The sequence below is a fragment of the Psychrobium sp. MM17-31 genome, from assembly GCF_022347785.1.
Lineage (GTDB): Bacteria > Pseudomonadota > Gammaproteobacteria > Enterobacterales > Psychrobiaceae > Psychrobium.
On the sequence record NZ_JAKRGA010000001.1, the window covers coordinates 80,534 to 105,604 of the forward strand.

Here is a 25,071-nt window from a genome sequence, read left to right on the forward strand (position 1 = left end):
ATCAACTCAATGCCGAAAGCAAGTTTGGTGCGCGTTTAAATCATTTAGCGCGCCAAATTCAAATAGACTAAGTAAGGAAACATCAGCCAATGATAGAAATAATCAAAACCACAGATCTCAAAGCAGCTGCACAGTTCACTTTAGACAACATGCAAGTCTATTATCAAATGTATGATGTTGACTGGCAGCTAGATGATGTTTATCAAGCCACCAAGGCGCTAGATAATTACGATATACTAGTCGATGGTAAGCGAGTTGGCGTGCTGCGTTTATCATTTGACGATAACACTTGTCAGCTGCGTGATATTCAAATTGGCAGCGCCCATCAAAGCAAAGGCTATGGCGCACAAGTGATCGAACTGGTGAAGAATATGGCGAAGGAACAGGATTGCAGTACTATCGAGTTAAAAGTATTCCAACGCAGCGCAGCTCATAAGCTTTATAGCCGCGTTGGTTTTACTGTAGATAAAGAAGACGAAAAGTTTTACTACATGAGCCTAACGCTTTAATGTGGCTCAACATAACAAGGCTTAAGAAACAAGCCCCTGCTGCCAATCCTTCCACACCACTTGATAACCCTTATCAGTGATCATTTGCGCCACCTCATCGACGCTGCGGTTGTCATCGATGCTAAATTGCTCTAGTGATTTATCGTCATTAGCGTAGCCGCCGGGCTGAGTTTTCGACTCGGCGCTCATTGAAGTAATCCCTAGTGCCATCATGTTATTGCGAAAGACTGCTGACTCTCGAGTCGACAACGATAATTCCACCTGCTGATTAAAGATGCGATAAGCACAAATTAGCTGCACTAATTCTCGCTCGCTCATTGGCGAGTTAACTTCACCGCCACCTTCACAAGGACGTAATCGTGGGAATGCCAGCGAGAATTTCATGCTCCAAAACTGCTTTTCTAAAAAGCGTAATTGCTTAGCCACATAAAAAGCGTCGGTACGCCAATCTTCAAGCCCCAATAAACAGCCCAAGCCCACTTTATTAATCCCAGCGCGTCCTACTCGTTCTGGCGTTTGCAGGCGATAATCAAAGTCTGATTTTTTGCCTTTAAGGTGATATTTGGCGTACTTTTCACGGTGGTAGGTTTCTTGATACACCAAAATTGCTTCGACACCGAATTGATGCAGACGGCGATACTCGTCTTCTTTAAGCGGCTGCACTTCCATCGCGATATGGCTAAAATATTCTTTTAGCACGCCTAATGCCTGCTCGAAATATTCAATACCGACCTTGCGCTCAGACTCACCTGTCACAATGAGTACGTGCTCAAACCCCTTGGCGCGAATCGCCTGTGCTTCAGCGCGAATTTGCTCAACATTTAAGGTAGTACGGCGAATTTTGTTCTCCATACTAAAACCACAATAGGTACAAATATTCGAGCACATGTTGGATAAATACAGCGGCACAAACAGCTGAATTGTTTTACCAAATCGCTGCTGTGTTAAGCGTTGACTCTCAGCCGCCATGTACTCCAAATAAGGCGCAGCGGCGGGTGAGATAAGCGCTTTAAAATCATCGAGTGATAAACGCTGATTAGCTCGGGATTTAGTTAGTGCCTGCGCAACACTGTTTTCATCAACCGCGTTAATGTCACTAGCCATGCGTTGCCAATCTGCCATTCCCACATGATCGCTGAAGCTATCTTGCTGCATTTCGTCGCTGTGCTTGCTCATTAATCAAGAAATCCGGTAAGTGGACTGGTGGCTATTGCATGCTGCGCCTTTGGCGCCAGACCAGCAAGATAGGCGCTGCGCCCTGCTTCTACTGCTTGGGCAAACGCCTTAGCCATAGCAACAGGCTGATGTGAAACCGCCATAGCGGTATTCACAAGCACCGCATCTGCGCCTAATTCCATCGCCAGTGCCGCATCTGATGGCGCGCCAATCCCTGCATCAACTACCACAGGCACTTTGGCCTGCTCGATAATAATTTCTAAAAATTCGCGAGACGCTAACCCTTTATTAGAACCAATTGGCGAGCCGAGGGGCATTACTGCTGCACAACCTACTTCTTCAAGTCGTTTGGCCAGTACTGGATCGGCATGCATGTATGGCAGAACAATAAAGCCATCTTTCGCTAGCGCTTCCGCAGCCATTAGCGTTTCAACGGGATCTGGCATTAAGTACTTAGGATCTGGATGAATTTCTAATTTAATCCAATTAGTCCCCAGCGCTTCACGCGTAAGCTGCGCCGCAAAAATCGCATCTTGAGCGTTTTTAGCACCAGAAGTATTAGGCAGTAAATTAAAACCTGCTGCCACCAAAGGTTTTAAAATATCATCGGTTTTTCCCGCGACATCGACACGCTTGAGTGCCATAGTGACTAACTCACTATTCGATGCTTTTAAGGCATCCATCATCAAGTCGCCACTGGCGAATTTACCCGTGCCAGTAAATAGTCGGGAAGTAAATGTCTTGTCGCCAATCGTTAATAAATCACTCTTACTCATTTTACCCTCCAGCGATAGCGCCAAATAAATTGATATTATCGCCGTCACACAGCGAATAACTTGGCCACTGACCGCGCGGTATCACTTGATTGTTTACCGCCACCGCTAAAGTTGCGGTATCAATCTCAATCGTTTTTAGTACATCAGCAAGCAATTTTTTGTCTTGCGCCAATGGAATTTTTTGTTGTTGATTTAAATAGACAAAGGCTTGTTGGTCACTCATGTTCTAACTCCGACATACTGCAAACTGTGTTGCACACTGAGCAGCTTGGATCTGCTGCGCGTATAAATTGATTTACGGAAAAGCTTAGACCGTCAATAAGGGTGATATGACTGGCTAAGGGAGAGGACTTACCTAATAGAAATTGCAATGCGCCATTGGCTTGATAGCTGCCAACAACACCGACCATGGCGGGATTAACGCCAAGGGAGTTACAGTTTCCAGCACTCTCCTGTTCGGTGTTTGATGCACCAAACAAACACTGATAGCAACCGTGTTGGCCGTTGCCATCACTTTCCACTAGCAATAACTGTCCTTGCCAGCCAATCACACTGGCGCTAAGTAGCGGCATTTTTTGTTTAACACACCAACCATTCACTAGCCTCCGCGTATTAAAGTTATCGCTACAGTCAAGCACTAAATCGTGGTTTGTTAATAACTCATCGATGCAATCATGGTCTAAGTCAAGTGGCTCGATATGAATATCGATTTCATCATTCTGACTAAACAAACGCTGACATAACTCGTCAGCCTTATTGAGATCGCAACTATCGATATCAAAAGCTAATTGACGATGCAGGTTGGATAACTCCACATCATCACCATCGATTAGGGTAAGATGACCGACACCTGCACCCGCCAAATAGCTTGCGGCCACATTGCCAAGGCCGCCGCAGCCAACAATAGCGACTTTGCTATTTTTAAGCTTAATCTGCCCTGCTTCGCCCCAATCGCTCAGCATGATCTGTCGTGAATAACGTTCAAATTCGCTGCTGCGCAAACTCGTTGCGTTAAATAACTCAGCCATGGTCAGCGCCCTCGCCAACACAGGCTATAAGCTCGTCAGTGACCAACTCGGGATTATCCGCTTTAGTTATGGCAGTCACTAATGCGACACTGCCAATACCAGTTGCCGCAACGGCTGGCACGCGCTCACGGCTAATACCGCCAATCGCGGTAAGTGGCACGGCACCTTTAAAGATATTCACTTGCGCCGCAAGCTTATCAAGACCTTGCGGTTTCGATGGCATATCCTTAGTTTGCGTAGCAAAGATATGCCCCAGCGCCACATAACTTGGCATAAACTGCGCTGCCCACAAGGCTTCAAATAAACCGTGAGTACTCAACCCTAGGCGAAGTCCAGCACGATTAATCGCCGTCAAATCAGCAATAGCCATATCTTCTTGACCGAGATGCACACCATAGGCGTTGTGCTTAATAGCAAGACGCCAATAATCGTTAATAAATACGCGCGCCTTGTATTGCTGCCCTAAGGCTATCGCCTGAATTATCAAAGGCTCGGCTTGTATTTCAGGCAAGTCCTTGGCCCGCAGCTGAATCGTCTTAATGCCTTGCTTTAATAAACGCTCTAACCAATCGATGCTATCAACTACGGGATACAGACCAAGCTGAAGTGGACACGGAGCAAAAGCAGAGTCATAGCTGGCTAATTGCTGCCAACTCATCTCATTAAACGAGACAATCTTCGGCAGGTTATCAACGCTAATATCACGGCTTAAACTCAGTGTGCCGCCTTTGCTATAGCCCAATGGTTGAGCATCGCGATAGGCGTTGTGCATTATTCCACTAGCAAAGGTAATGGCATCACAAAAGGTATATTGCTGCGCCACAAAGCCAGCAATTAGGCTAGCGAGAATACAGCCGCTGCCGCGACGATTTTCGCTCTGAGTCAGCTGTTGTGATAACACAAACTGTTTAGCAGGCTCGGCGATGTATTCGCTGCGAGTAAGCGCTGCGCTTCTGGCGTAATGATCTATCATCAAATGCGAATTGGTGTCCAACACATCTTCCAAATGCCCGCCTTTTAGTAGCACCTGGCAAGCAAACTCATCGCTTAATGCTTGGCTATAACGCGCTAAATCATCGAGTGATTGTGGTTTTTCGCCGTATAACTTCATCGCTTCTATGGCATTTGGTGTTAACAAGTCAACCTGCGGCATAAGCTGAGTGCTAATAGCTTTGAGCATAGAGTTGTACACTGGCGCAGCATCAGCAGATGCCCGCAGCACAGGGTCGTAAATCACCCACAGTTTGTTATCCACTTCCCGCAATGCTTGTAATTTAGCGGCGAGCCAATTCACCTGCTCTGTGTTAGCGAGCAAGCCAATCTTAATCACACTTGGCGGGCACTGCTCTATAAGCGCCGTCCATTGCTGTTCAAGCATCGCGATTTTCGTTTCGCTAATGCTAAAAAACGCATTGGAGTTTTGCGCCGTTACGCACGTAACAATATTGACACCATGGGCACCCGTTGCGGCAATAGCGCGGTTGTCCGCACTAATGCCAGCAAGCGCTGTTGGATCAACGCCGCCAATTGACCACACGATAGGTGTGTTATTCACTAGTTAACCTCTTTCGCTAACTTGTAAATCTCGCTACCTTGCTCGTTAAACTCAGCCGACTTTTGCGCCATAGCCGCATCAATCTCAACAGTTTCATCAAGCAATTGTATTTTGATAGTTTCTTGCTCAGCAGCGTAATCACGCACTTCTTGCGAGATTTTCATCGAACAGAATTTTGGACCACACATCGAACAGAAATGCGCAACTTTGCCAGATTCTTGCGGCAAGGTTTCATCGTGATATTCACGGGCACGCTCAGGATCTAAACCAATGTTAAATTGATCGTGCCATCTAAACTCGAAACGAGCTTTAGACATCGCATTATCGCGAATTTGCGCCCCCGGATGACCTTTGGCTAAGTCAGCCGCATGTGCCGCAATTTTATAAGTAATCAAACCTTCTTTTACATCTTCCTTGTTTGGTAAACCAAGATGCTCTTTTGGCGTTACATAACACAGCATGGCACAGCCGTACCAACCAATCATGCCCGCACCAATGCCAGAGGTGAAGTGATCGTAACCCGGCGCAATATCCGTAGTTAGTGGGCCAAGCGTGTAGAATGGCGCTTCATCACAAACCTCAAGTTGTTTGTCCATGTTCTCTTTGATCATGTGCATTGGAATGTGGCCAGGACCTTCGATAATCACCTGCACGTCGTATTCCCACGCAATCTTAGTTAACTCGCCTAGTGTTTCCAATTCGGCAAATTGCGCTTCATCGTTGGCATCGGCCACCGAACCAGGGCGCATACCATCGCCAAGTGATAAGCTCACATCATACTGAGCACACAGCTCACAGATTTCTCTAAAGTGGGTGTAAAGGAAGCTTTCTTTGTGATGCGATAAACACCATTTCGCCATGATAGAGCCACCGCGCGATACGATACCTGTCACACGTTTTGCCGTCATCGGCACATAACGCAATAACACGCCGGCGTGGATAGTGAAGTAATCAACCCCCTGCTCTGCTTGTTCAATTAGCGTGTCACGGAAGATTTCCCACGTTAAGTCTTGAGCAACGCCGTTTACTTTCTCAAGCGCCTGATAAATAGGTACTGTGCCAATTGGCACTGGCGAATTACGCACTATCCACTCGCGAGTTTCGTGAATATAACGACCTGTCGATAAATCCATTACTGTGTCCGCCCCCCAACGGGTTGACCACACAAGCTTTTCAACTTCTTCTTCAATCGATGAAGTCACCGACGAATTACCAATATTGGCGTTAACCTTAACCAAGAAGTTACGGCCAATAATCATCGGCTCAGATTCTGGATGGTTAATGTTATTTGGAATAATAGCGCGGCCACGAGCCACTTCCTCACGCACAAATTCCGGCGTGATATTCTCGGGAATACTTGCGCCAAAGCTTTCGCCTTTGTGCTGGGCTAATAGCACTTCATCACGGATTTTTTCCCGCTGCTGATTCTCACGAATGGCAATGTATTCCATCTCTGGGGTAATAATGCCCTGCATCGCATAATGCTTTTGGGTCACACATTTACCAGCCTTTGCACGGCGTGGTTTCGGTAACTCTTCGAAACGTAAATGATCTAAGCCCTCATCTGCCATGCGCTGCTGGGTAAAACTTGAAGTTACTTCGCTAAGCTCTTCGGTGTCATCACGCTCTAAGATCCAGTCACGACGGAATTTACCAAGGCCGCGGCGCAAATCGATATCGGCATTGTCTTCGCTGTATGGACCCGAGGTGTCATACACATGCAATGGCTCGTTGGGTTCAAAGATGGGATTGTTTTTATCACCGCCAACTAAAGAATCGGCTAAGTGAATTTTACGCATACCGACTTTTAGGTCTGGGCGTGAGCCTTCTACGTAAACTTTTTCTGAATTTGGAAAGGGTTGGCCGCAAATTTCATCAATAAATTGCTGCGCTTTTTGTCTATCTATTCTAGCCATGCAAACATCACCTGTAATTATTATGGGAGTAATGCTTGTCAGGAGAAACGGCAAGAGGTGCAAGGGTGGATTGGTAGCGCAAATACAATAATTCTTGGGATGAGAATTATTTTGCCCACAACCAGAAGCGATCACGTCACAGACGCATTTCCCCTAATTGTATTTACCAGTTCAACGTTTCGCTCTTGTTTCCCTTCGCAGGTATTAGCCTGATCAGGTTCTACGGATCCCGCATTTGCGGTCTCAGCCAGTGGCACTCCGACAAGATTTCATCACAGTTTAACTGTGAAGTGGCGCTAGTATAAAAGCAAGAAATCATCAGTTTCAAGCATTAATTACTAGTTTTTAGTCTAAGCGACCACTGAGCCGCTTTAACGTCAGGGGATAAAATGCTAGTGTGTGCGCAAACAATAAAATCACGGACTTGGATTTATCCCTATGATAAAAAATAAGTTTGCCCACAAGCAATTCTCTTTAAAAAACGCAGCGTTAGTTACGCTATCGCTCGCATCTATGGTATCGGTCAGTAGTTTTGCCGACCAACCTAAACGCATTAACCCAAAGAAAGAAACTGCGATTTTTTCTCAGTTTGCTATTCACCATCCAATTTGGGCTGAAAACGGTATGGTTGCCTCACAAGAAGCACTTGCTACGCAAATCGGTGTCGATATCTTAAAGCAAGGCGGTAATGCCGTTGATGCCGCCGTTGCTGTAGGTTACGCCCTAGCGGTTACGCTACCACGTGCCGGAAACATTGGCGGCGGTGGTTTCATGCTAGTTTATCTTGCCGATGAAAAACGCACTATCGCCATCGATTATCGTGAAATGGCGCCAAATAAAGCCCATCGCGATATGTATCTTGACGAAAATGGTAACGCCAATGCCCGACTATCACGTTTCCACGGTTTAGCAGTAGGCATCCCAGGTACCGTAATGGGCATGCAACATGCGCTGAAAAAATACGGCACCATGAGCACCAAACAAGTTATTGAGCCTGCGATCAAGCTGGCACGCGATGGCATTGCCGTTTCACCGGATCTTGCAAATTCACTAGCAGCAATGAATCGCCGTTTAAGTCACTGGCCGAGCACCCAAGAAATTTTCTATAAAAGCGATGGCGGTAACTACAAGCCGGGCGAAATGCTTTATCAAAAAGAGCTAGCCGACAGCTTAGAGCGCATTAAGAAGCACGGCACCAAAGGGTTCTATCACGGCGAAACAGCCAAATTAATCAGCAAAGCAGTCATCGATGCTGGCGGTATTATGACGGTGGAAGATTTAGCCAATTACCGCGTTGTTGAGCGTAAACCAGTAACTGGCACCTATCGCGGTTACGAAGTGGTGTCGATGCCACCACCGTCATCTGGCGGCGTGCATATTGTGCAAATGCTTAACGCGTTAGAGCAATTCCCAATCAAAGAAATGGGTGCCAATAGCGCTGATACAGTGCATGTGATGGCGGAAGTGATGCGCCGTGCTTATGCTGATCGCAGCCACTACTTAGGTGACCCAGACTTCCATCAGGTGCCAATTAAAGGCTTGAGCAGTAAAACCTATGGTAAAGAAATCGCGGCGATGATCGACATGAACAAAGCGACGCCAAGTACTGAAGTATCACCAGCGAAGAAACTACCATATGAATCAAATGAAACCACGCACTACTCAGTGGTTGATAAATGGGGTAATGCGGTATCAAATACCTACACGTTAAACTTTAGTTACGGTGCGGGATTGGTCGCCAAAGGAACTGGTATCTTACTCAACAATGAAATGGACGATTTCTCTGCTAAACCAGGCTCACCAAACGGTTTCGGCCTGTTAGGCGGAGAAGCGAATTCAGTTCAACCATACAAACGTCCGTTGAGCTCAATGACACCAACTATCGTGTTAAAAGATGGTAAGGCGCATTTAGTAACAGGTAGCCCGGGTGGCTCTCGGATTATCACAACGACGCTACAGCTGATCATGAACGTGTTAGATCACGAAATGAATATCGCAACGGCAAGTGCGATGCCACGTTTCCACCACCAATGGTGGCCAGACGAACTACGCATTGAAGAAGGGTTTAGCAAAGATACCTTAAAATTACTTAAAACTAAGGGTCACAAGATCAAGCTTAAATCATCAATGGGTAGTACCCAAACAATTATGCCAACAGAGAATGGCGTATATGGTGCCTCTGATCCACGACGCCCTGCTGCGTTGAGTAAAGGACACTAAATTACTCAGTTTCTAATCAATAGAAATAAATAAAAAACGCCCACCATATCAATGGTGGGCGTTTTTATTTTGGTCAACAGTTTTAATCAACAATAGACTATTTTTAATAGCACATATTGCTACATTGACACCTTACCGCGAATATTACTAGTGTTCACACCACCACTACCCGCTTCTTCAATCGTTAAGCTGCCAGCGTCTGATACATTAATACTGCCACTGCCATCTGAAATTGATACGTGACCGTTGATGCGGTTAATGTCGATATCACCACTGCCGTCATCAACACGAACGTTTCCAGATACGTCGTCGACATGAACGCTACCGCTGCCATCGCGCACTGTGACATTGCCACCGACGTGGAATGCTTCAATATCACCACTGCCATCGTTGATTGATAAGTTTCCACCAACCTTAGTTAGATCGATGCTACCGCTACCATCGTTAATCGAGACATTTTCGGCAATGTCTTTAAGTTCAATATCGCCGCTGCCATCATTCACTGATAATTTACCGCCGATAGAGGCTAAGTGCATGCTGCCACTGCCGTCGTTTACTGATAAATCGCCATTGATGTTGTCTACCTGAAGATCGCCACTGCCATCGTTTACATCCAGCGATAAACGACTAGGTACTCGAACAACTAAATCAATGTAAGCGTGGCTATTTTTAAACATACCAGAATTAGTATCAGCCACGAGTTTTGCAGTATCACCGCTCTTATCTAATGTTAGTTTGTAGTCATTACCGTTTTCGCTACCAATAACGGCATCGACGGTGATTTTTGACACATTGTTGTCACCGATGATTTTTAAACTGCCGCGTCCAGCGTGAACATCGAACTCTTTAATCGATGACAGATCTTCTAACACCAACTGGCGTTTAGTTTCATTAAGATCTTTGTGATTGTATTCATGGGCACCGACGGCAATAACACAACCATTGAGTAATAAGGCACTTGTTGCAACTGCGAGGGCTAATTTTTTCATGTTCAATATTCCATTTATTTGTTGTAGTAATGATGCGTGCTAATAGCAACCATTAGGCCAGAATTTAAAACTGTTTTAATTCAACACTTTAATTTCGAACCCATAACTTCTTATCAGAATAAATAGCGAATTTAACGCACAATGAGTCAACTTAGCCAACGGGCAATACAGAATCATTAACACGGCGATTTACCGCTTTAATGAATACATTTAAGCCGACAAAAATAACACAACACACTATCACCATGGTGGCACTAATAGGCGCGAATAACATTGGCGCCTGCATCATCGTAGTCATTAATGAATCTTGGTAGTAGAAAAACCAATCGTTTTCTGCGGGAAATGCCACTTCGTGCAGCCAATAGAACACCGTTTTAAAGCCAATTAGCCAACAAATAGCAATCAGTGACAATACAAAGGTAATTAGCTGAACAAGTTGCATTTTAATGGTGACAAATGGACTAACCTTACGTATTTTGTACACAACGCTAATCATTAAGGCAGTCATGATGACGCCACCAGCAACAAACAAATTATCAAGCAAATTGGCAACATCTTGTAAATGCCGTACTTCAGCATCACGTAGCAATGGCACATGCTGTCCATTGTACGGATAACTAATAGTCGCTAGCCCTTCCCCACCGTTATTGATAGCGGTAACAATTTGTGAAAAATACTCAAAGTGCTGCGGCATAGACGTAGTGGCAAAGCCTTCTTTAAATCGATTTTGCGGCCCGAATTCATTAATCGTTTGGCCAATGTCTAACCACTGATAAAACGTAGGATAAAAGAAATCGACAGCACTAAGCAGCCACCAAGTAATGAGCAATGCTGTCAGTAGCATCCCCAAACTGTATAAGGTATTGGTAATAAAAAAGATAAATGGGTTATTTTTCATGGCTTAATCGAATCTCATTCTCTGTTAGCTCATCATAAACCATGTCAAATCAAACATATAGCTCAATATTGTTAAACAACCTATTAGAAGTCATATGGAAACAATAACATCACAAAGAGGTTATTAATTAAATTATAGATTGAAGTTAGACTAGTCTCATCTGAATTAATTACAACCCATTGCCCAAGTGCAATGGCAGGAGAAGAATATGAAAATTATCGCCTTTGCCGCAAGTAACAGTTCACAATCAATCAACAAACAATTAGCGGCTTATACTGCTGGGTTAGTCGACAACGCGGAAGTGGAAGTACTAGATCTCAACGATTTTGAGATGCCTATTTTTAGTGAAGATCGTGAGAAGGAAGTTGGACATCATCCGTTAGCCATCGCTTTTTATGACAAGCTGTCGAGTGCTGACGCCATTATTATTGGTTTCGCCGAACACAACGGCTCTTACAGCGCAGCTTATAAAAATACATTTGACTGGACCTCACGCTACAATCGCGAAGTGTATCAAAACAAACCAATGGTACTTTTGGCCACTTCACCGGGCCCAGGCGGTGCAGTAAATGTGCTTAAACAAGCGACAGATAGCATGCCATTTTTCGCGGGTAACGTTGTAGCAAGCGTTTCAGTACCGAGTTTCTACGACAACTTCCAAGATGGTGAGATTGTTAATGCGTCAATTAAAGATCAGTTAGTTACGGCGACTTCACAGCTGTAGCACCACTAGACTTTAGTCGCAATCCCATTTTGAAATAATCCAATAAACTGGTTAATTATCATTAAGATAATTAACTAGTTTATTTTAGGTGATTAACGATATTGCCGCTCAATCATTGAGCAAAATAACCTTTCCTTGTTAGTATTAGCGTACCTTGGCATAGTGATAATTTAGTTGTAATCGCTTTGCAAGTTTTAAAGGAAAGCACAGGATCAATTTAGTGCTTCAATACTAACTACTACATAGCTCAATGCCAATTGATCTAACACAACAAAAGGGATGTCAGTTTGTGCTTCAATAAACCTTATCCCCGTGTAAGAAAAACGCATTATTCGATGTTAAATAGAAAAGGAAGTATTACGAATGTTTTTTACGGCCAAGTACAAATCTGAAATTGACGAACTAAACCGCCAAAATCGTCAATTGCAAGAAGAAAACATGCAGTTGCGCCAAGAACTAGCAGCCATTCAACAAACCTCACAAGATCTTGTTAATGAAACTGATAGCAAAGCAATTTTGCATAAGAGCCAAGAAGAAATTAATGAACAAAGTCTCGCCTCATCTGAATTGTTAAATCAAATTCGTGAAAATCTTGCGCAGTCTAGCTCAGAGCTAATCGGTCATCGCGACCAATTTAACACCTCACAATCGCTATTTGACGATATCATGATGATGTTAAAAAGCACGCGCCAATCTACCCAACAAATTACGCAAGATACACGTCACGCCTGTCAATCGGTAGACGAGTTAAAGACAGTTACTGCTGGCATTAATGACTTTGTTAACATTATCAAAGGAATTTCCGATCAAACTAACCTATTAGCACTTAATGCTGCAATTGAAGCTGCCCGCGCCGGTGAACAAGGTCGAGGCTTCGCGGTGGTTGCCGATGAGGTACGATCGCTAGCGCAACGTTCTGCCGAAGCCTCTAACGAAATCTCAAACCTCATCGAGAAAGTTAACCTACAAATGGGCGATGTGATCACTGGCATTGAAGAAGTCGGCGAGAAAAGTGAAACCATCAATAGCAGTACTAATGCGATTTCAGAGACGGCACATCAAATCGTCAATATGTCGCAGCAAATGTATAGTGTTATTACACAAACGACTGCAGATGCATTCCTACAAACCGTTAAACTCGATCACGTTGTGTGGAAGTTTGACGTATATAAAGTATTGCTTGGCTTATCTGACAAACCAATTGATGAGTTTGCCGATCACACCATGTGCCGCATGGGTAAATGGTATTACGAAGGCGAAGGCGCAGAGAAATACGCTAGCCACTCTGCCTTTAAGCAAGTTGAAAAGCCACATAGCGAAGTTCATCATCACGGTAAGCAAGCACTTGAAGCCCATAGAGCGGGTCAGCTTGATGAAGCCGTGTACGAATTGTCTCTCATGGAGCGCGCGAGCTTTGAAGTTGTCGACAAACTTGCTCTACTATCGCAACAAATCGATAGCCAGCGTCAAACTAATACAACTCATTATGAGGCCCCAGATTTAGGCGAAGCGCACAACCGTGAACTAGAAGTAGCCTAATGTCTAGATACAAAAAAGCGCTGATGTAAATGAATACATCAGCGCTTTTTTATTTCAGACTTATTATTAATCTATTTTTCGCTTTTGTTCTTGTTCCCACGCCCAAGTTGGCGACTTCACAAGTAGTTTCAAGCGATAGCCCCAGCTCGGTGCATGCCACAAACGAACAGAGAGTTTGCCGATACCTTCAAAAAAGACTTTAAACGGATTCACGCTATTAATTCTTGGGTAAACGCCGTAACGAACCTTTTCGTCCTCTTCGGCAAAGGTACCAAACATCTTGTCCCAGATAATGAAAATACCAGCGTAGTTTTTATCGAGATACTTGCGATTAGTCGCATGATGCACGCGATGATGTGAAGGCGTGTTCATAACAGCTTCAACAGGACGCGGCAACTTACCTATGGTCTCAGTATGCAGCAGTGTTTGATACGTTTGCACCAGCATCTCAGCCAAGAACACCACAAACGGATGGAAGCCTAGCATCACTAACGGCAGGTGGAAAAACAGCGGATACAAACCATCTAACGGGCCAAAGCGGTACGCCACCGACAAGTTAAAATACGGAGAGCTGTGATGCACAGTATGCGTTGCCCAGCCGATTCCCGTCATATGCATAAAGCGATGCTCCCAATAATAGACGATATCAGCAAGCACCACACCACCAATCACACTCCACCACGTAATAGGTAATTGGGTTATTGAAAAGTGCTCATACACATAGAAAAAGACACCTAAATAGAACAGCGCTGCTATGACCATGTTTATCGCACGAAACGCGGTAAGGGTAACAAAATTAGTAAGACTGTCCCCCAGAAGATTCCAACTCATTTGCTTTTTAGCGGCAATTACAATGAGTTCAATCAAAAACAATCCCATTGCAATGACAAAAAACCAATCTCCGATCCATAGCTCCCAGCCATAGATTTCAAATTCACTCATTTTATTAAATAAAAAGTCCATGACTACTCCTGATAAATTGCCCAAAGGCTTACGGTTTCAATGTCACCATCGAAATGGCGTTGTTCGACAACAGCAACTAAGCCACGACGATAATCGATGCCCTGCCATGCATCGACAATGGCGAAGTTAGAATAGTGGCCTTGTGGTAACAGCATATGTTTTTTACCAGTCGGCAAGCGTTGGCTGATCCCAGCTGAGTCGTTTAGTGCAGCGCGATCATAGCCAATGGTGACAGTGGCTTGGCTGTAAGTCGCATTAAATTCACTATACACCGCGTAAATGCTAAATTTACTGGTGATAAGCGCCCGCTCTAAATGGCTGATGTTGCCAAACTCTTGCCACAGTGCGTTAATATTTTGCAGTTCAATCGAGCGAGTTATGCCAACAATTTCAGTAGTGTTTGCCATAGTTGCAGCTTGGTGTGCAGTAGATGGACTAACTTCAATATGGCGACTTTTGCTCGACTCAGTTTCATTAGACTGATGTTCAATAGTTTGGGCCACTGTTGCAGTAGTCGCGTCATTAGTCTCCTCATTTTCTGTTGCTGTTTCATAGCCGTAGTCTGCAGCGACTTGTGTCATTATTGTTTGATAATCAGCGTATTCATCACTCCAACTATCTTCGGGTTGCCATAGCATTATTAACCACACTAATGCGGCAATAATTACTGTAGTGACAATAGATAAAGATAACCTCATCAAAATCTCCTCGGATGTACCTGCCATTGAAAATAGCAATAAACTCACAATCCTAGCTTATCGCTAATTCATTCCTACTTCCTAATTTTTAGCCTGTCATCAGAAAGTGCAGATAGTATGACTAACAATTTACAAATAGTAAATTGTCATAATGAAAATTTACTGATATATTTTTTGGAGATCGAGCATTTGTGATCAAATTCTCAGCAATTATCTGACTAGATTAACTCACTTGCGCGCGATCAAATGCTAATAACTAAAACAGGAGCGACGTTTATCCAATGAATAGTCGAGAGAAGGCATCACGATTCTTGATGCAAGCAACCTTAGGGGCGAACTATCGCCTTATCGAAGAAGTGGCAAATATCGGTATTGAACCATGGCTAGATAATCAGCTAGACAATAAATTGGTCAATGAAGATTCATTCTTACAAACAACGCGCAATATTTGGCGAGGAAAGGAATCAACCGCAGGATTTAAACAATTACTCACTCAACATTACGGTGAACCAAATATCAATGGTGAAGGCAATAACCCTGCACTGCCGTATAAGTATTACTTTCGCATGGCGTGGTGGCATAAAACCCTGCTCAAAGGCAATTCGATTGGTACGGACAACCAAAGAGATGGCATCACTCAAGCGATTAAACTCAGTGATTTTGAAACAGACACCAGTAATCTCGTACGTCATCGAGTTGCCCAAGCGCTTAGTGAAATACTGGTCATTTCTGACAACTCAGTGTTAGAGCTCGATGCTGAGGGCATGGCGGATTTTTACGATTTACTCTACAAGCACGCCCTAGGCAGCTACAAAGATCTACTAACGGATGTTTCTCTACATCCGTGTATGGGGGTTTATCTGACACACATTAATAATCGCAAGGAAGATGTCGCCAAACGTATTCACCCTGACGAAAACTACGCTCGCGAAATCATGCAGTTATTTACCATAGGTTTATTTGAGCTAAACAGCGATGGCTCACATAAAAAAGATGCCGCTGGAAAGGATATGCCAACTTATGATAACGACGACATTAAAGAGTTAGCTAAGGTATTTACTGGCATCAAAGCACAGCAATATCTGTATGAATGGCCCAATGCCAATATCGATGTCGACGGGTTTAAAGTACCTTTTGCATCCATCAATCGTCAAACAGTTGAACTGGGTGATGATGTCAGCAAGGTATTTAAAATTTTACCCTATGTTGACATGCTCAAACCGATGATCGCCGATGACAGTTTTCATGATCTAAGCGCAAAATCATTATTAAAAGGGAAGTTAACGCTACCAGCTCGCAGCGCCAGCGGTGGTCAAGCAACGCTTAGTGATATCAAGAGTGCTGTCGCGCAACTGGTTGCCAACCCTAATACTGCACCTTTTATTGCTAAAAAGCTTATTCAGCAACTCGTGACGTCAAATCCGACACCTCAATACGTGCAAGCCGTTGCTGCAAAATTTGGCAGTGAAGGTGATTTAAAAGCGGTAGTTCGTGAAATTCTTACCTACCCTCTGAGCAATAAGGTCACTATAGGTAATGGTAGTATCGGCAACATCGAAAAACTCAAGTCGCCACTACTTCGCGTAACCCAGTTATTACGCGCGTTTAATGTCTACAATGACGAGAAGCGCTTGTGGTTAATTGGTGAAGATATCAAAGCCTATACCAGTCAGCACACGCTCTCATCGCCGACGGTATTTAACTTCTACAAACCTGATTTTGTGCCACACGGCAAAATCGAAGATGCAAACAAAGTCGCGCCAGAGTTTGAGCTATACAACGCTCACACGTCTATTAGCTACGTCAACATGATGTATGACTGGCTGTTTGGCGACGCGCTGCCATTGGTGTCGACTCAAATTAAACCGCATCAAACACCGCCTCATCCGGTGCCTGAGTTGGATGCAGATATTCTGCTAGCTAACACTCGCTCTAAATTAAAACTAAACCTCAGCGAAGAGCTCAAACTCGCCACGAAAAAGAGTGATTACCCAGCGCTTATTTCTCGCGTCAGCCTGCTATTAACAGGTAAAGAAACGCCGAGCAATCAACAAGACATCTTAACGACACTAGCGCCTTATGATCCAAGTTCAACAACACAGCAACTTTGGATTGTTCAAACCGTGATCTTCATGATTGCTATAGCGCCAGAATTTACTGTATTGGAGGTATAACACTATGAATAAAAACAATATTTCTCGACGTCAGTTTATTCATTCGTCTGGTGTCGTTATGGTAGGAACCAGCGCAATTTTAGCTGGCTGTGGTGGCGGTTCAAGCCCAGAGCCAACACCTGCGCCAACGCCATCACCGACTCCTACACCGACGCCAGCACCAACGCCGACTCCTACACCTGTCGACGACGGTGTTGTCACCATAACCCCACAAGATAAATCCCTGGTATTTATTATGTTAGATGGCGGTAACGACAGTTTTAATATGCTGGTGCCAACAACCATTGGCGCTTATAACGACTATAAAAACAGTCGTGGCGATTTAGCGATTGCTAAGGCAAACCTATTACCCCTTAACAAATTTAAGGATAAAAATAATAAGACATTTGGACTTCACCCCAGCTTGCCAAAGGTCGCTAATCTATTTAATCAAGAAAAGCTGTCATTTGTCGCCAACATAGCGCCGCTTGTTGAGCCGCTAACCAAAGCTGAATTTAAAGCTGGCTCAAAGCCGGTACCTTTGGGCCTCATGTCCCACTCAGACCAATTCAAACATTGGCAAACATCAAGACCTACCGAACGCATTAACAGCGGCTGGTTTGGCACCTTTGCAGATGTGCTGCAACCGAGCAAAGCAGATAACGCAATTTCAATGAATATTTCATTGGCGGGCAGCAACATTATGCAAAACGGTAAGGATGCTCGTGAATATGCAGTCACTGCAAAAGGCAGTGTCGGCCTCAGTGTCAAACGCACTGACAAACCGGAATTAGTGGCGCTTAACAACGTACTCATCAAAGGTTTTGACAGTATGTTGGCGGCGAACTATAGCAGCGCGTTTGATACCACTTACATCGATGGCATTCGCCATGCGCAAGCGCAGCATGAAACTTTTAAAGCAGCAATCGATAGAGTAAGCATTAACACCAGCTTTGAATCGAAAGACGGTAAAGAATCAGAGCTTGCAAGCCAGCTAAAAATGGTTGCAAAGAGTATTGCTGCTGCGCCGCAACTAGGTATGCGCCAACAAACGTTCTTTGTACGCTATATCGGTTGGGACCATCACAGTGAACTACTGAACAACCACCAGCGCATGCTTTCTGTATTAGATGATGCCCTCGCCGCTTTTCAAGCGTCGCTGCAAGAGCTAGGCGTTGAAGATCGTGTGGTTACTTTCACAGGCTCTGATTTTGGGCGTAGTCTTACATCCAACGGCAACGGAACGGATCACGGTTGGGGTGGTAATACGCTAGTAATGGGACAAGATGTGACGGGTGGTAAGATATTCGGTGATTATCCTGAATTAACGCTCGGTGATGCTAATCCACTAGATGTTGGCGGCGGGGTTCTCATTCCTACAACGGCCACTGACGAGTTATACGCAGAATTAGCCTTGTGGTTTGGCGTAGATAAAGTCGACTTACCAAAGCTGTTTCCGAATCTTGATAAGTTTTATGACAACAGTAAAACCGAACTGCCACTAGGCGCTATTGCTAGTACCTAAGCTGATTTAACATGCTTCAAACAAAAGCAGCGCTATATGGCGCTGCTTTTTTATGCTAAAGAGTTACTATTTTACTTCCTTACCATAACTCCATTGCTCGGTAACCTGCCGACCACTGTCATAAGTATAAATGGCTTGGCCATTGAGCTTGCCGTTAACCCAATTTCCTTTACGACTGGCGCCACTTTTCCATTGATAAGTGCCCTTGCCGTGTTTTTCGCCTTTTTTCCAATAGCCTGTAAAGTGAGACTCAGCGTAATAATAGGTTCCTGCGCCTTCGCGATCACCATTAACAAAACTGCCAACATACGAAGTGCCACTCTTCCATCGCTGCACACCTTCCCCATGTTGATAGTCGTTAAAGTATTCCCCCTGATAGCTATAACCATCATCACCAATATAACGACCACTACCGTGACGGTCGCCAGCTTTCCATTGGCCAGTGTATTTACCATCAGCGTAATAATAGGTGCCGTTCCCCTCACGCTGGTCGTTGACAAAATTACCGACATACTTTTCGCCATTGGCCCAAGTTTGGGTGCCAGTGCCAACTTTTAATCCTGCGACATAATTACCTACAAACTTATAACCATCGTTGGCAACGTACGTGCCTTGTCCGTGCTTTTCTCCGTCTCGCCATTCACCACTGTACTGGGCATCGCCATAATAATAGATGCCTTTACCATGGCGCATGTCATTTAAAAACTCACCGTCATACTTATCGCCATTAGCCCAGGTTTGAACACCAGCGCCATTTTTTACATTATCGCGAAACTCTCCCACATATTTATAACCCGTATTGTCGCTGTAGGTACCATGGCCATAGCGTTGATTATCCTTAAATTCTCCGATGTATTTAATTTGCTTTTTATTGGCCCAAGTTTCGGTACCAACGCCATTTTGCTTGTCATTTTGATACGAGCCAATGTACTTGTAGCCATTATTTCCAACAAAAGTGCCCTGACCACTGCGCTTACCGTCTAGCCATTGTCCAGTATATTTACCGTCAGAATAGGAGTAGGTACCAAAGCCATTGGTACAATCACCGTCACAATTTGGATCAGACGGCTCGCATCCCAAGATCATAACGCCCGCAATACTAGTGACGATAAGACGGCTAAGTGTTTTCATAAAAACTCCTTGTATCCCTGCTGGCACTGAACTTTCGAATATGGACTAATGCTAAAAACTAAATTCAACGCGCGGCTGTGCATTCTCGTCGGTATCAACTTTAGGCGCACACACTAGCAAACGCGCAGACTCGATACCGTATTGGTTAATTAGTTTATTTTTTAACACATTACCACGCTCTTTACTGAGGTTTTTCAATGCGTTTACTTGCTGCTCTGGCGTCGAACCTGAAGTAATAAGCTCTCCAGCTCTTGCCACCGGACAGAGTTTTACTTGCTGTTCAGGTTTATCAGTTAATAGCGCGCCAAGTTCGTCAACAAACACTTGTTGTGATTCGCTGATCTCAACTTGCCCCGGCAGATAATTGAGGTCATTCATTTCTAAACGCAATAAATATTCACCAGCCACGCTGGCAACGGTCACCAAGTTTGCGTAAGGAACGAAGGTGTTTATCAAATACGACTTTGCTTGCGACATGATGGCTTTTTGCGCCACCAGCGTTATGACGTTACTGATCCCAAATGACGGATCTTGAATATTACCCGACAATGGTACTGTTAATGACACATTACCATCACCATCTTTAAGCATGTTTAACGCGGCATTTAAACCGATAGCAGCACCATCATTAGCGGCTAAATCTGTGGTGTCATCGCCATTGGCTAACTCAAATCCCCGCAGGTCGATCACTGTTTCGCCGTCTAACTCATCATCTTTGATGGCCAATGTCACCTTGTTATCTAATTGACCACTGAGAAAATCAAACCCTAGTACAGTGCGCAAATAGGCGGATAACGGCGGCAGCGCCAACTCGTTCATTGCAACATCTAGCGTCATATTTAATTGCTTACCAAAGGGCGCGATATCACCATTTGCCGTCATTTTTGAATGCTCATCAAATGCTAGTGCAACGTTATAGGGACTTAGTGCTTTAATCTCTCTGCTATCAACTTGACCAACTTGAACGGTATTTAGCGCGATTGCTTGTTCAAACACTGGTGTCACACTGTTATCAGTGAAATGTACCTGTGCTGGCGCCATTAATGTCAGCTCATTGAGACTAAAAGTAACTGCAGACTTTTGTGCTTGAGAGATGTCTGGATCTGATGCCTCTGTAGTAGCAGAATTCTCATTATTCTCTGTTTCACTGATTTCACTGATTTCACTGATTTCACCATTAGTAGCGGTTACCTGCGCTTGTTCTTGAACAGGCATTAGTAGAAGATTGGCAAGCTGTTTCTTTTCATCAAGAATAACATTGGCGCTAAATGGATAAATTGCTACTTTATCTACCGCTAAGTGGTTATCTTGCCACGATAATCCAGTAATGGTGGTTTTCTCACTTGATAGCAACGGCTGTAATTGCGCGTGCTGCGAGGCGATAAGCTCTGAAATATCAACTTGCGCCACAGTCACGGCAGCATTCATATTAGCATCGACAGAAACATCAATATTGTCGATCACTAAACTGCCAAGCTTACCAATAACATCAGCAGCTTCACCCGTTGTTAGCGCCAAAGTATCGTTATTAAGGTTCACAATAGCCGTGAGCGATTTAAGACCGTTCTGACTTGCTGCAACATCAAGCTCTGTTAATTCAAGAGCAAACTGATTATTTACTAAATCCATCTGCTGATAACTAGCTGCCAGCTGCGAAACGTTCAACCTCAATTGCGGCTGGTTTAATTGCCACAGCGCGCCATCATAAGCCAATGCGCTCTCAATTTTTAGCCCAATATCACCGGCTAAGTTTGTTACGCCCTGCTGTTTAAGTGGTAATAAATAGCGCCAATCTTCAATCGCTAGTTTATTAAGTTCAAGATTTAAAGAATTCGCTAAGCCAGTTAACGCTAATTGCTTTAATTCACCGGAAATATCACCTTCAATTGCTAAACTTGCGCCATTTAGCTTAACAGCCATCGCATAACTGCCGCTAAATTGATTAAGGGTTGCCGCCAATTGCGACAATGACAAAGATTGCAAAACAATTTGATGTTGATGCGCCATATCTTCAACATCTATTGCAAGGTTGTCGATTTGAAAACTAGGCCAATGAAAAGACCAGCCTTTAAGCAGTGCTTCAATGTCGACCGGCTCTGCTGGCTTTTCTTGTGCGGTAGCGGGTTCGTTTGATGTTGGTAGCGCATTGAGATCAACCCCCGCAATCACCAGCGATTGCGGAGTGCGCTTTACATTCATTGCTACCTTACTAATCTTTGATGATTCAATAACCAATCCTTTATTAAAGAAATCAGTAAAACTTAGATTAAAGTGAAGGTGCTGCAGAGAAAATTGAATTGTTTTTGTGTTATCGATTAGCTCAACATCGTCCAATTGTAATTGCAGCGCAAACGGATTAAAGCTCATGCTCGCTTTATCAGACAGTTGTAAACCGTAAGGTTGAAGTTGTTTGTTGGTTTGCCAAGGCATCACCACAAAACTACTGCCCCAAACTATTAATAGCAGCACTAATAGGCTGAGCAGCGTGTAAGAAATAACTTTTAAAAATCGAGAAAATAACGACATAAACAACCACAATTAACGATAAACACATCAAATTGAGGCCATTTTAAACAAGGAAAGAAGAATTAGATAGCGTGTAATATTAGTAATTTAACATTACACGCTATAACAGAAGAAACAGCGCTTGTTTGCGCAGAGAATTAGACTGTCTAAAACAGCGAAATCAAATACCAAAGGTGTGGGCCGACTAAAAGAAGAGGCATAAGAAAAACGGCGACTGACAAACTGCTATCTAATTTCAAGCCTCCGTTTTTGGTCACGCTAACATTTGCCGACAAATCATCAACCAATTGCGCTTTTTCCGGCTCACTGGGGTCAAAAATCAAGTACTCATGGACGTCGTCCTCAAATTTTTCCGGATGACTAGTATTCAGAGTACGTCGATGTTTCTCTTTGCCGCTGCTATATTCAAACTGCATTTCATAAACAATGCGATCGTTGATAACTACGCTGGTTGCCTTTTTAGCCACCAGTTTGCTTTTTACTATTTTGCCGTTTTTAAGTAGCTGCAAATCTATTAAGCCTTGTGAAATACCGCTTTTGATAAAAAATATTCCTATCAAGGGTGGCAAATAAAACAAAAGCGCCCAACTGCCAAAAAAGCTATTACTTGCTCCTTCTACCTGCGCAAACTCAGGGCTGTCCGTAACATATTTTACCTTTACGGTTTCTGCCACAGAAAAAGACCATCCCGTGGTAAAGGCATCCCGTACATAGGTGTATCCCTCTTCATCTGTGTATTCGTAAACATTTGCCCATACGGTCTCTTCGTTGATTTCAGTATTAGTTTCAACCACTTTAACAATGATGCCAGTAGTTGGGGTTAGCTCTCCCCAATAACGATAGAAGTTTGCATCGGCATTACCACCAAAGACCCAAGCAAAAACCATTAGAAATGAAAATACCCCATAGCCCAAATAGGTTCTGGCGCGGCCAAATACAGTTTTAATGGCGGTTGTTTCGGGAACTTGTCGATTAGCATCTCGCGTCATGGCGAATTATCCTTCCTTGATTAGTTTAATGTAGCGTTTTTCGGTAATGAACATCGATAACGAACGATATGGCCCAACAGCCTAATTCATCCGAGGCGTAAAATATAGTAGCAATGTGAACTCTTCAAGATAGTCTATAGATCTCAATTGCGCCTCTATTAATCGGTCACATATGTGATCCAATTCGCCAACTGCTGCCCTTTCACACAAATTAAACTAGTCTTTGTCAAAACCCTTAGGTAAAATGTGCCGCTATTTTTTGCGCTCAGTGATGGAAATTTTTATGGCCAAGAAACTTTTGATTAAAACTTGGGGTTGTCAAATGAACGAGTATGACTCGGCTAAAATTGGCGATCTGCTTAATGACTATAACGGTTACGAGTTAACCGAAGAACCAGAAGAAGCAGACGTTCTGCTACTTAATACGTGTTCTATTAGGGAAAAAGCACAGGAGAAGGTATTCCATCAATTAGGGCGTTGGAAAACGTTAAAAGACAAAAAGCCAGGCACCATTATAGGTGTTGGCGGTTGTGTTGCCTCACAAGAAGGTAAAGCTATTCGCGAGCGTGCCCACTTTGTTGACCTAGTATTTGGTCCGCAAACGCTGCATCGTCTACCAGAAATGATCGGCCAAATCCAAGCGGGTGAAAAATCGATTATTGATGTGAGCTTCCCAGAAATTGAAAAGTTCGATCGTTTGCCTGAGCCAAAAGCTGATGGCGTTACTGCGTTCGTATCGGTCATGGAAGGCTGTAGTAAATACTGTAGCTTCTGTGTTGTACCTTATACGCGTGGTGAAGAAGTTTCTCGTCCACTTGATGACGTACTCTATGAAGTAGCCTCGCTAGCAGAGCAAGGTGTTCGTGAAGTAAATCTACTAGGCCAGAACGTAAACGCCTATCGCGGTGAGACGTTCGAAGGTGAAATTTGTACTTTCGCTGAGCTGCTACGTCTTATTGCTTCTATCGACGGTATTGACCGCATTCGTTACACCACCAGCCATCCGGTGGAGTTCACGCAAGAATTAATCGATGTATACGCCGAAGTGCCAGAGCTTGTTGACCATCTTCATTTACCAGTGCAATCAGGATCAGATCGCATCTTAAACCTAATGAAGCGCAACCACATGGCGATTGAGTTTAAGAAAACGGTACGCAACCTGCGTAAAGTACGCCCAAATATTGCCATGAGTAGTGATTTTATCATTGGCTTCCCAGGTGAAAGCGATCAAGATTTCCAAGATACAATGAAGCTTATCGAAGAAATTAACTTCGACATGAGCTTTAGCTTCATCTATTCTGCACGTCCAGGTACGCCAGCAGCTGATTTGCCAGATGATGTATCTATGGATGACAAGAAACAACGTCTTGCCCTACTGCAACATCGCATTAACCAACAAGCGCTACAGCACGCACGTCACATGTTAAACACCGAGCAGCGCATCTTGGTTGAAGGTCCTTCTAAAAAGAATCCAATGGAGCTGCGCGGTCGTACTGAAAACAACCGTGTAGTAAATTTTGAAGGCCCTCATAGCTTAATTGGTGGTTTCGCGGACGTAAAAATTGTCGACGTGTTTACTAACTCACTACGCGGTGAATTTGTACGTGGCGAAGACGAAATGGGTCTGCGTATTCACACGTCACCAGAATCAATTCTTGCAAAACACAATGAATCAATTGACGAATCAGGTGTCGGAATTTATACACCTTAATTTATAATGATTGAGATTAGGCTAGTGACTTAGTCACTAGCCATG

Annotated in this window: 20 protein-coding genes and 1 riboswitch; of the genes, 7 read left to right on the forward strand and 13 right to left on the reverse strand. The window is 44.0% G+C overall.

The features are described 5' to 3' along the window. The first annotated feature begins 89 nt into the window (after positions 1–89). Positions 90–509, forward strand: a complete 420-nt coding sequence (locus MHM98_RS00265) for a GNAT family N-acetyltransferase (RefSeq protein WP_239436995.1) — start codon at positions 90–92, stop codon at positions 507–509. Between the two features lie 21 nt (positions 510–530). Here the strand turns inward: MHM98_RS00265 and thiH are convergent, their stop codons facing one another. The 6 genes from thiH to thiC are packed head-to-tail and all read right to left on the reverse strand — an operon-like array spanning position 531 to position 6,960. Continuing rightward, a complete protein-coding gene (gene thiH / locus MHM98_RS00270) occupies positions 531–1,685 on the reverse strand; it encodes a 2-iminoacetate synthase ThiH (protein ID WP_239436996.1) in 1,155 nt (384 codons plus the stop codon). Continuing rightward, complete coding sequence (locus tag MHM98_RS00275) at positions 1,685–2,461, reverse strand: thiazole synthase (protein ID WP_239436997.1); 777 nt, start codon at positions 2,459–2,461, stop codon at positions 1,685–1,687. The genes thiH and MHM98_RS00275 overlap by 1 nt, the downstream gene beginning before the upstream one ends. 1 nt (position 2,462) lies before the next feature. Then, positions 2,463–2,684 carry a sulfur carrier protein ThiS gene (thiS, locus tag MHM98_RS00280; RefSeq protein ID WP_239436998.1) on the reverse strand — a complete coding sequence of 74 codons (222 nt, stop codon included), beginning with the start codon at positions 2,682–2,684 and terminating at the stop codon, positions 2,463–2,465. Then, a complete protein-coding gene (locus MHM98_RS00285; protein ID WP_239436999.1) occupies positions 2,677–3,489 on the reverse strand; it encodes a HesA/MoeB/ThiF family protein in 813 nt (270 codons plus the stop codon). Before MHM98_RS00285 ends, thiS begins: the two co-directional genes overlap by 8 nt. After that, a complete protein-coding gene (gene thiE / locus MHM98_RS18885; RefSeq protein WP_239437000.1) occupies positions 3,482–5,044 on the reverse strand; it encodes a thiamine phosphate synthase in 1,563 nt (520 codons plus the stop codon). The genes MHM98_RS00285 and thiE overlap by 8 nt, the downstream gene beginning before the upstream one ends. Next, positions 5,044–6,960, reverse strand: coding sequence for a phosphomethylpyrimidine synthase ThiC (gene thiC, locus MHM98_RS00295; protein ID WP_239437001.1), 1,917 nt, complete (start codon positions 6,958–6,960; stop codon positions 5,044–5,046). The genes thiE and thiC overlap by 1 nt, the downstream gene beginning before the upstream one ends. 172 nt (positions 6,961–7,132) lie before the next feature. Then, positions 7,133–7,231, reverse strand: a riboswitch (TPP riboswitch). A 167-nt stretch (positions 7,232–7,398) separates the two neighbouring features. On the opposite strand from thiC, the gene ggt reads away from it, so the two are divergent. Beyond that, entirely contained in the window at positions 7,399–9,180 is a 1,782-nt protein-coding gene (gene ggt / locus MHM98_RS00300; protein ID WP_239437002.1) for a gamma-glutamyltransferase, read from the forward strand. A gap of 119 nt (positions 9,181–9,299) precedes the next feature. On the opposite strand, the gene MHM98_RS00305 is transcribed toward ggt, so the two are convergent. Further along, the gene (locus MHM98_RS00305; RefSeq protein WP_239437003.1) at positions 9,300–10,169 is read right to left on the reverse strand and encodes a DUF4097 domain-containing protein; all 870 of its coding nucleotides are present in this window, start codon (positions 10,167–10,169) and stop codon (positions 9,300–9,302) included. Positions 10,170–10,320: 151 nt separating this feature from the next. Then, the gene (locus tag MHM98_RS00310; protein ID WP_239437004.1) at positions 10,321–11,067 is read right to left on the reverse strand and encodes a DUF1461 domain-containing protein; all 747 of its coding nucleotides are present in this window, start codon (positions 11,065–11,067) and stop codon (positions 10,321–10,323) included. 208 nt (positions 11,068–11,275) lie between these two features. On the opposite strand from MHM98_RS00310, the gene MHM98_RS00315 reads away from it, so the two are divergent. Continuing rightward, positions 11,276–11,791, forward strand: coding sequence for an NAD(P)H-dependent oxidoreductase (locus MHM98_RS00315; RefSeq protein ID WP_239437005.1), 516 nt, complete (start codon positions 11,276–11,278; stop codon positions 11,789–11,791). 363 nt (positions 11,792–12,154) lie between these two features. Further along, a complete protein-coding gene (locus tag MHM98_RS00320; protein ID WP_239437006.1) occupies positions 12,155–13,330 on the forward strand; it encodes a methyl-accepting chemotaxis protein in 1,176 nt (391 codons plus the stop codon). A 66-nt stretch (positions 13,331–13,396) separates the two neighbouring features. Here MHM98_RS00320 and MHM98_RS00325 read toward each other — a convergent pair whose 3' ends face one another. Next, positions 13,397–14,293, reverse strand: coding sequence for a sterol desaturase family protein (locus MHM98_RS00325; protein ID WP_239437007.1), 897 nt, complete (start codon positions 14,291–14,293; stop codon positions 13,397–13,399). A gap of 2 nt (positions 14,294–14,295) precedes the next feature. Further along, entirely contained in the window at positions 14,296–14,991 is a 696-nt protein-coding gene (locus MHM98_RS00330; RefSeq protein ID WP_239437008.1) for a hypothetical protein, read from the reverse strand. A 281-nt stretch (positions 14,992–15,272) separates the two neighbouring features. Between MHM98_RS00330 and MHM98_RS00335 the strand changes: the two genes are divergently transcribed. Together MHM98_RS00335 and MHM98_RS00340 are read left to right on the forward strand one after the other, a co-directional pair. After that, the gene (locus tag MHM98_RS00335) at positions 15,273–17,165 is read left to right on the forward strand and encodes a DUF1800 family protein (protein WP_239437009.1); all 1,893 of its coding nucleotides are present in this window, start codon (positions 15,273–15,275) and stop codon (positions 17,163–17,165) included. A 4-nt stretch (positions 17,166–17,169) separates the two neighbouring features. Beyond that, positions 17,170–18,669, forward strand: a complete 1,500-nt coding sequence (locus MHM98_RS00340) for a DUF1501 domain-containing protein (RefSeq protein WP_239437010.1) — start codon at positions 17,170–17,172, stop codon at positions 18,667–18,669. A 66-nt stretch (positions 18,670–18,735) separates the two neighbouring features. Here the strand turns inward: MHM98_RS00340 and MHM98_RS00345 are convergent, their stop codons facing one another. The 3 genes from MHM98_RS00345 to MHM98_RS00355 all read right to left on the reverse strand — a co-directional run bounded on the left by MHM98_RS00345 (position 18,736) and on the right by MHM98_RS00355 (position 23,315). Continuing rightward, positions 18,736–19,800 (reverse strand): hypothetical protein, encoded by a 1,065-nt coding sequence (locus tag MHM98_RS00345; protein ID WP_239437011.1) that lies wholly within the window; start codon positions 19,798–19,800, stop codon positions 18,736–18,738. A gap of 51 nt (positions 19,801–19,851) precedes the next feature. Further along, positions 19,852–22,326, reverse strand: a complete 2,475-nt coding sequence (locus MHM98_RS00350; protein ID WP_239437012.1) for a DUF748 domain-containing protein — start codon at positions 22,324–22,326, stop codon at positions 19,852–19,854. Positions 22,327–22,472: 146 nt separating this feature from the next. Next, entirely contained in the window at positions 22,473–23,315 is an 843-nt protein-coding gene (locus MHM98_RS00355; protein ID WP_239437013.1) for a hypothetical protein, read from the reverse strand. Between the two features lie 283 nt (positions 23,316–23,598). Here MHM98_RS00355 and miaB point away from each other — a divergent pair, with 283 nt between their 5' ends. Beyond that, the gene (gene miaB / locus MHM98_RS00360; protein ID WP_239437014.1) at positions 23,599–25,026 is read left to right on the forward strand and encodes a tRNA (N6-isopentenyl adenosine(37)-C2)-methylthiotransferase MiaB; all 1,428 of its coding nucleotides are present in this window, start codon (positions 23,599–23,601) and stop codon (positions 25,024–25,026) included. The last annotated feature ends 45 nt before the right edge of the window (positions 25,027–25,071 follow it).

What these genes read in the sequence shown, in the direction of transcription:
- MHM98_RS00265 (WP_239436995.1), top strand. Translation starts at nt 90, where the DNA reads ATGATAGAAATAATCAAAACCACAGATCTCAAAGCAGCTGCACAGTTC.
- thiH (WP_239436996.1), bottom strand. Translation starts at nt 1,685, where the DNA reads ATGAGCAAGCACAGCGACGAAATGCAGCAAGATAGCTTCAGCGATCAT.
- MHM98_RS00275 (WP_239436997.1), bottom strand. Translation starts at nt 2,461, where the DNA reads ATGAGTAAGAGTGATTTATTAACGATTGGCGACAAGACATTTACTTCC.
- thiS (WP_239436998.1), bottom strand. Translation starts at nt 2,684, where the DNA reads ATGAGTGACCAACAAGCCTTTGTCTATTTAAATCAACAACAAAAAATT.
- MHM98_RS00285 (WP_239436999.1), bottom strand. Translation starts at nt 3,489, where the DNA reads ATGGCTGAGTTATTTAACGCAACGAGTTTGCGCAGCAGCGAATTTGAA.
- thiC (WP_239437001.1), bottom strand. Translation starts at nt 6,960, where the DNA reads ATGGCTAGAATAGATAGACAAAAAGCGCAGCAATTTATTGATGAAATT.
- ggt (WP_239437002.1), top strand. Translation starts at nt 7,399, where the DNA reads ATGATAAAAAATAAGTTTGCCCACAAGCAATTCTCTTTAAAAAACGCA.
- MHM98_RS00305 (WP_239437003.1), bottom strand. Translation starts at nt 10,169, where the DNA reads ATGAAAAAATTAGCCCTCGCAGTTGCAACAAGTGCCTTATTACTCAAT.
- MHM98_RS00310 (WP_239437004.1), bottom strand. Translation starts at nt 11,067, where the DNA reads ATGAAAAATAACCCATTTATCTTTTTTATTACCAATACCTTATACAGT.
- MHM98_RS00315 (WP_239437005.1), top strand. Translation starts at nt 11,276, where the DNA reads ATGAAAATTATCGCCTTTGCCGCAAGTAACAGTTCACAATCAATCAAC.
- MHM98_RS00320 (WP_239437006.1), top strand. Translation starts at nt 12,155, where the DNA reads ATGTTTTTTACGGCCAAGTACAAATCTGAAATTGACGAACTAAACCGC.
- MHM98_RS00325 (WP_239437007.1), bottom strand. Translation starts at nt 14,293, where the DNA reads ATGGACTTTTTATTTAATAAAATGAGTGAATTTGAAATCTATGGCTGG.
- MHM98_RS00330 (WP_239437008.1), bottom strand. Translation starts at nt 14,991, where the DNA reads ATGAGGTTATCTTTATCTATTGTCACTACAGTAATTATTGCCGCATTA.
- MHM98_RS00335 (WP_239437009.1), top strand. Translation starts at nt 15,273, where the DNA reads ATGAATAGTCGAGAGAAGGCATCACGATTCTTGATGCAAGCAACCTTA.
- MHM98_RS00340 (WP_239437010.1), top strand. Translation starts at nt 17,170, where the DNA reads ATGAATAAAAACAATATTTCTCGACGTCAGTTTATTCATTCGTCTGGT.
- MHM98_RS00345 (WP_239437011.1), bottom strand. Translation starts at nt 19,800, where the DNA reads ATGAAAACACTTAGCCGTCTTATCGTCACTAGTATTGCGGGCGTTATG.
- MHM98_RS00350 (WP_239437012.1), bottom strand. Translation starts at nt 22,326, where the DNA reads ATGTCGTTATTTTCTCGATTTTTAAAAGTTATTTCTTACACGCTGCTC.
- MHM98_RS00355 (WP_239437013.1), bottom strand. Translation starts at nt 23,315, where the DNA reads ATGACGCGAGATGCTAATCGACAAGTTCCCGAAACAACCGCCATTAAA.
- miaB (WP_239437014.1), top strand. Translation starts at nt 23,599, where the DNA reads ATGGCCAAGAAACTTTTGATTAAAACTTGGGGTTGTCAAATGAACGAG.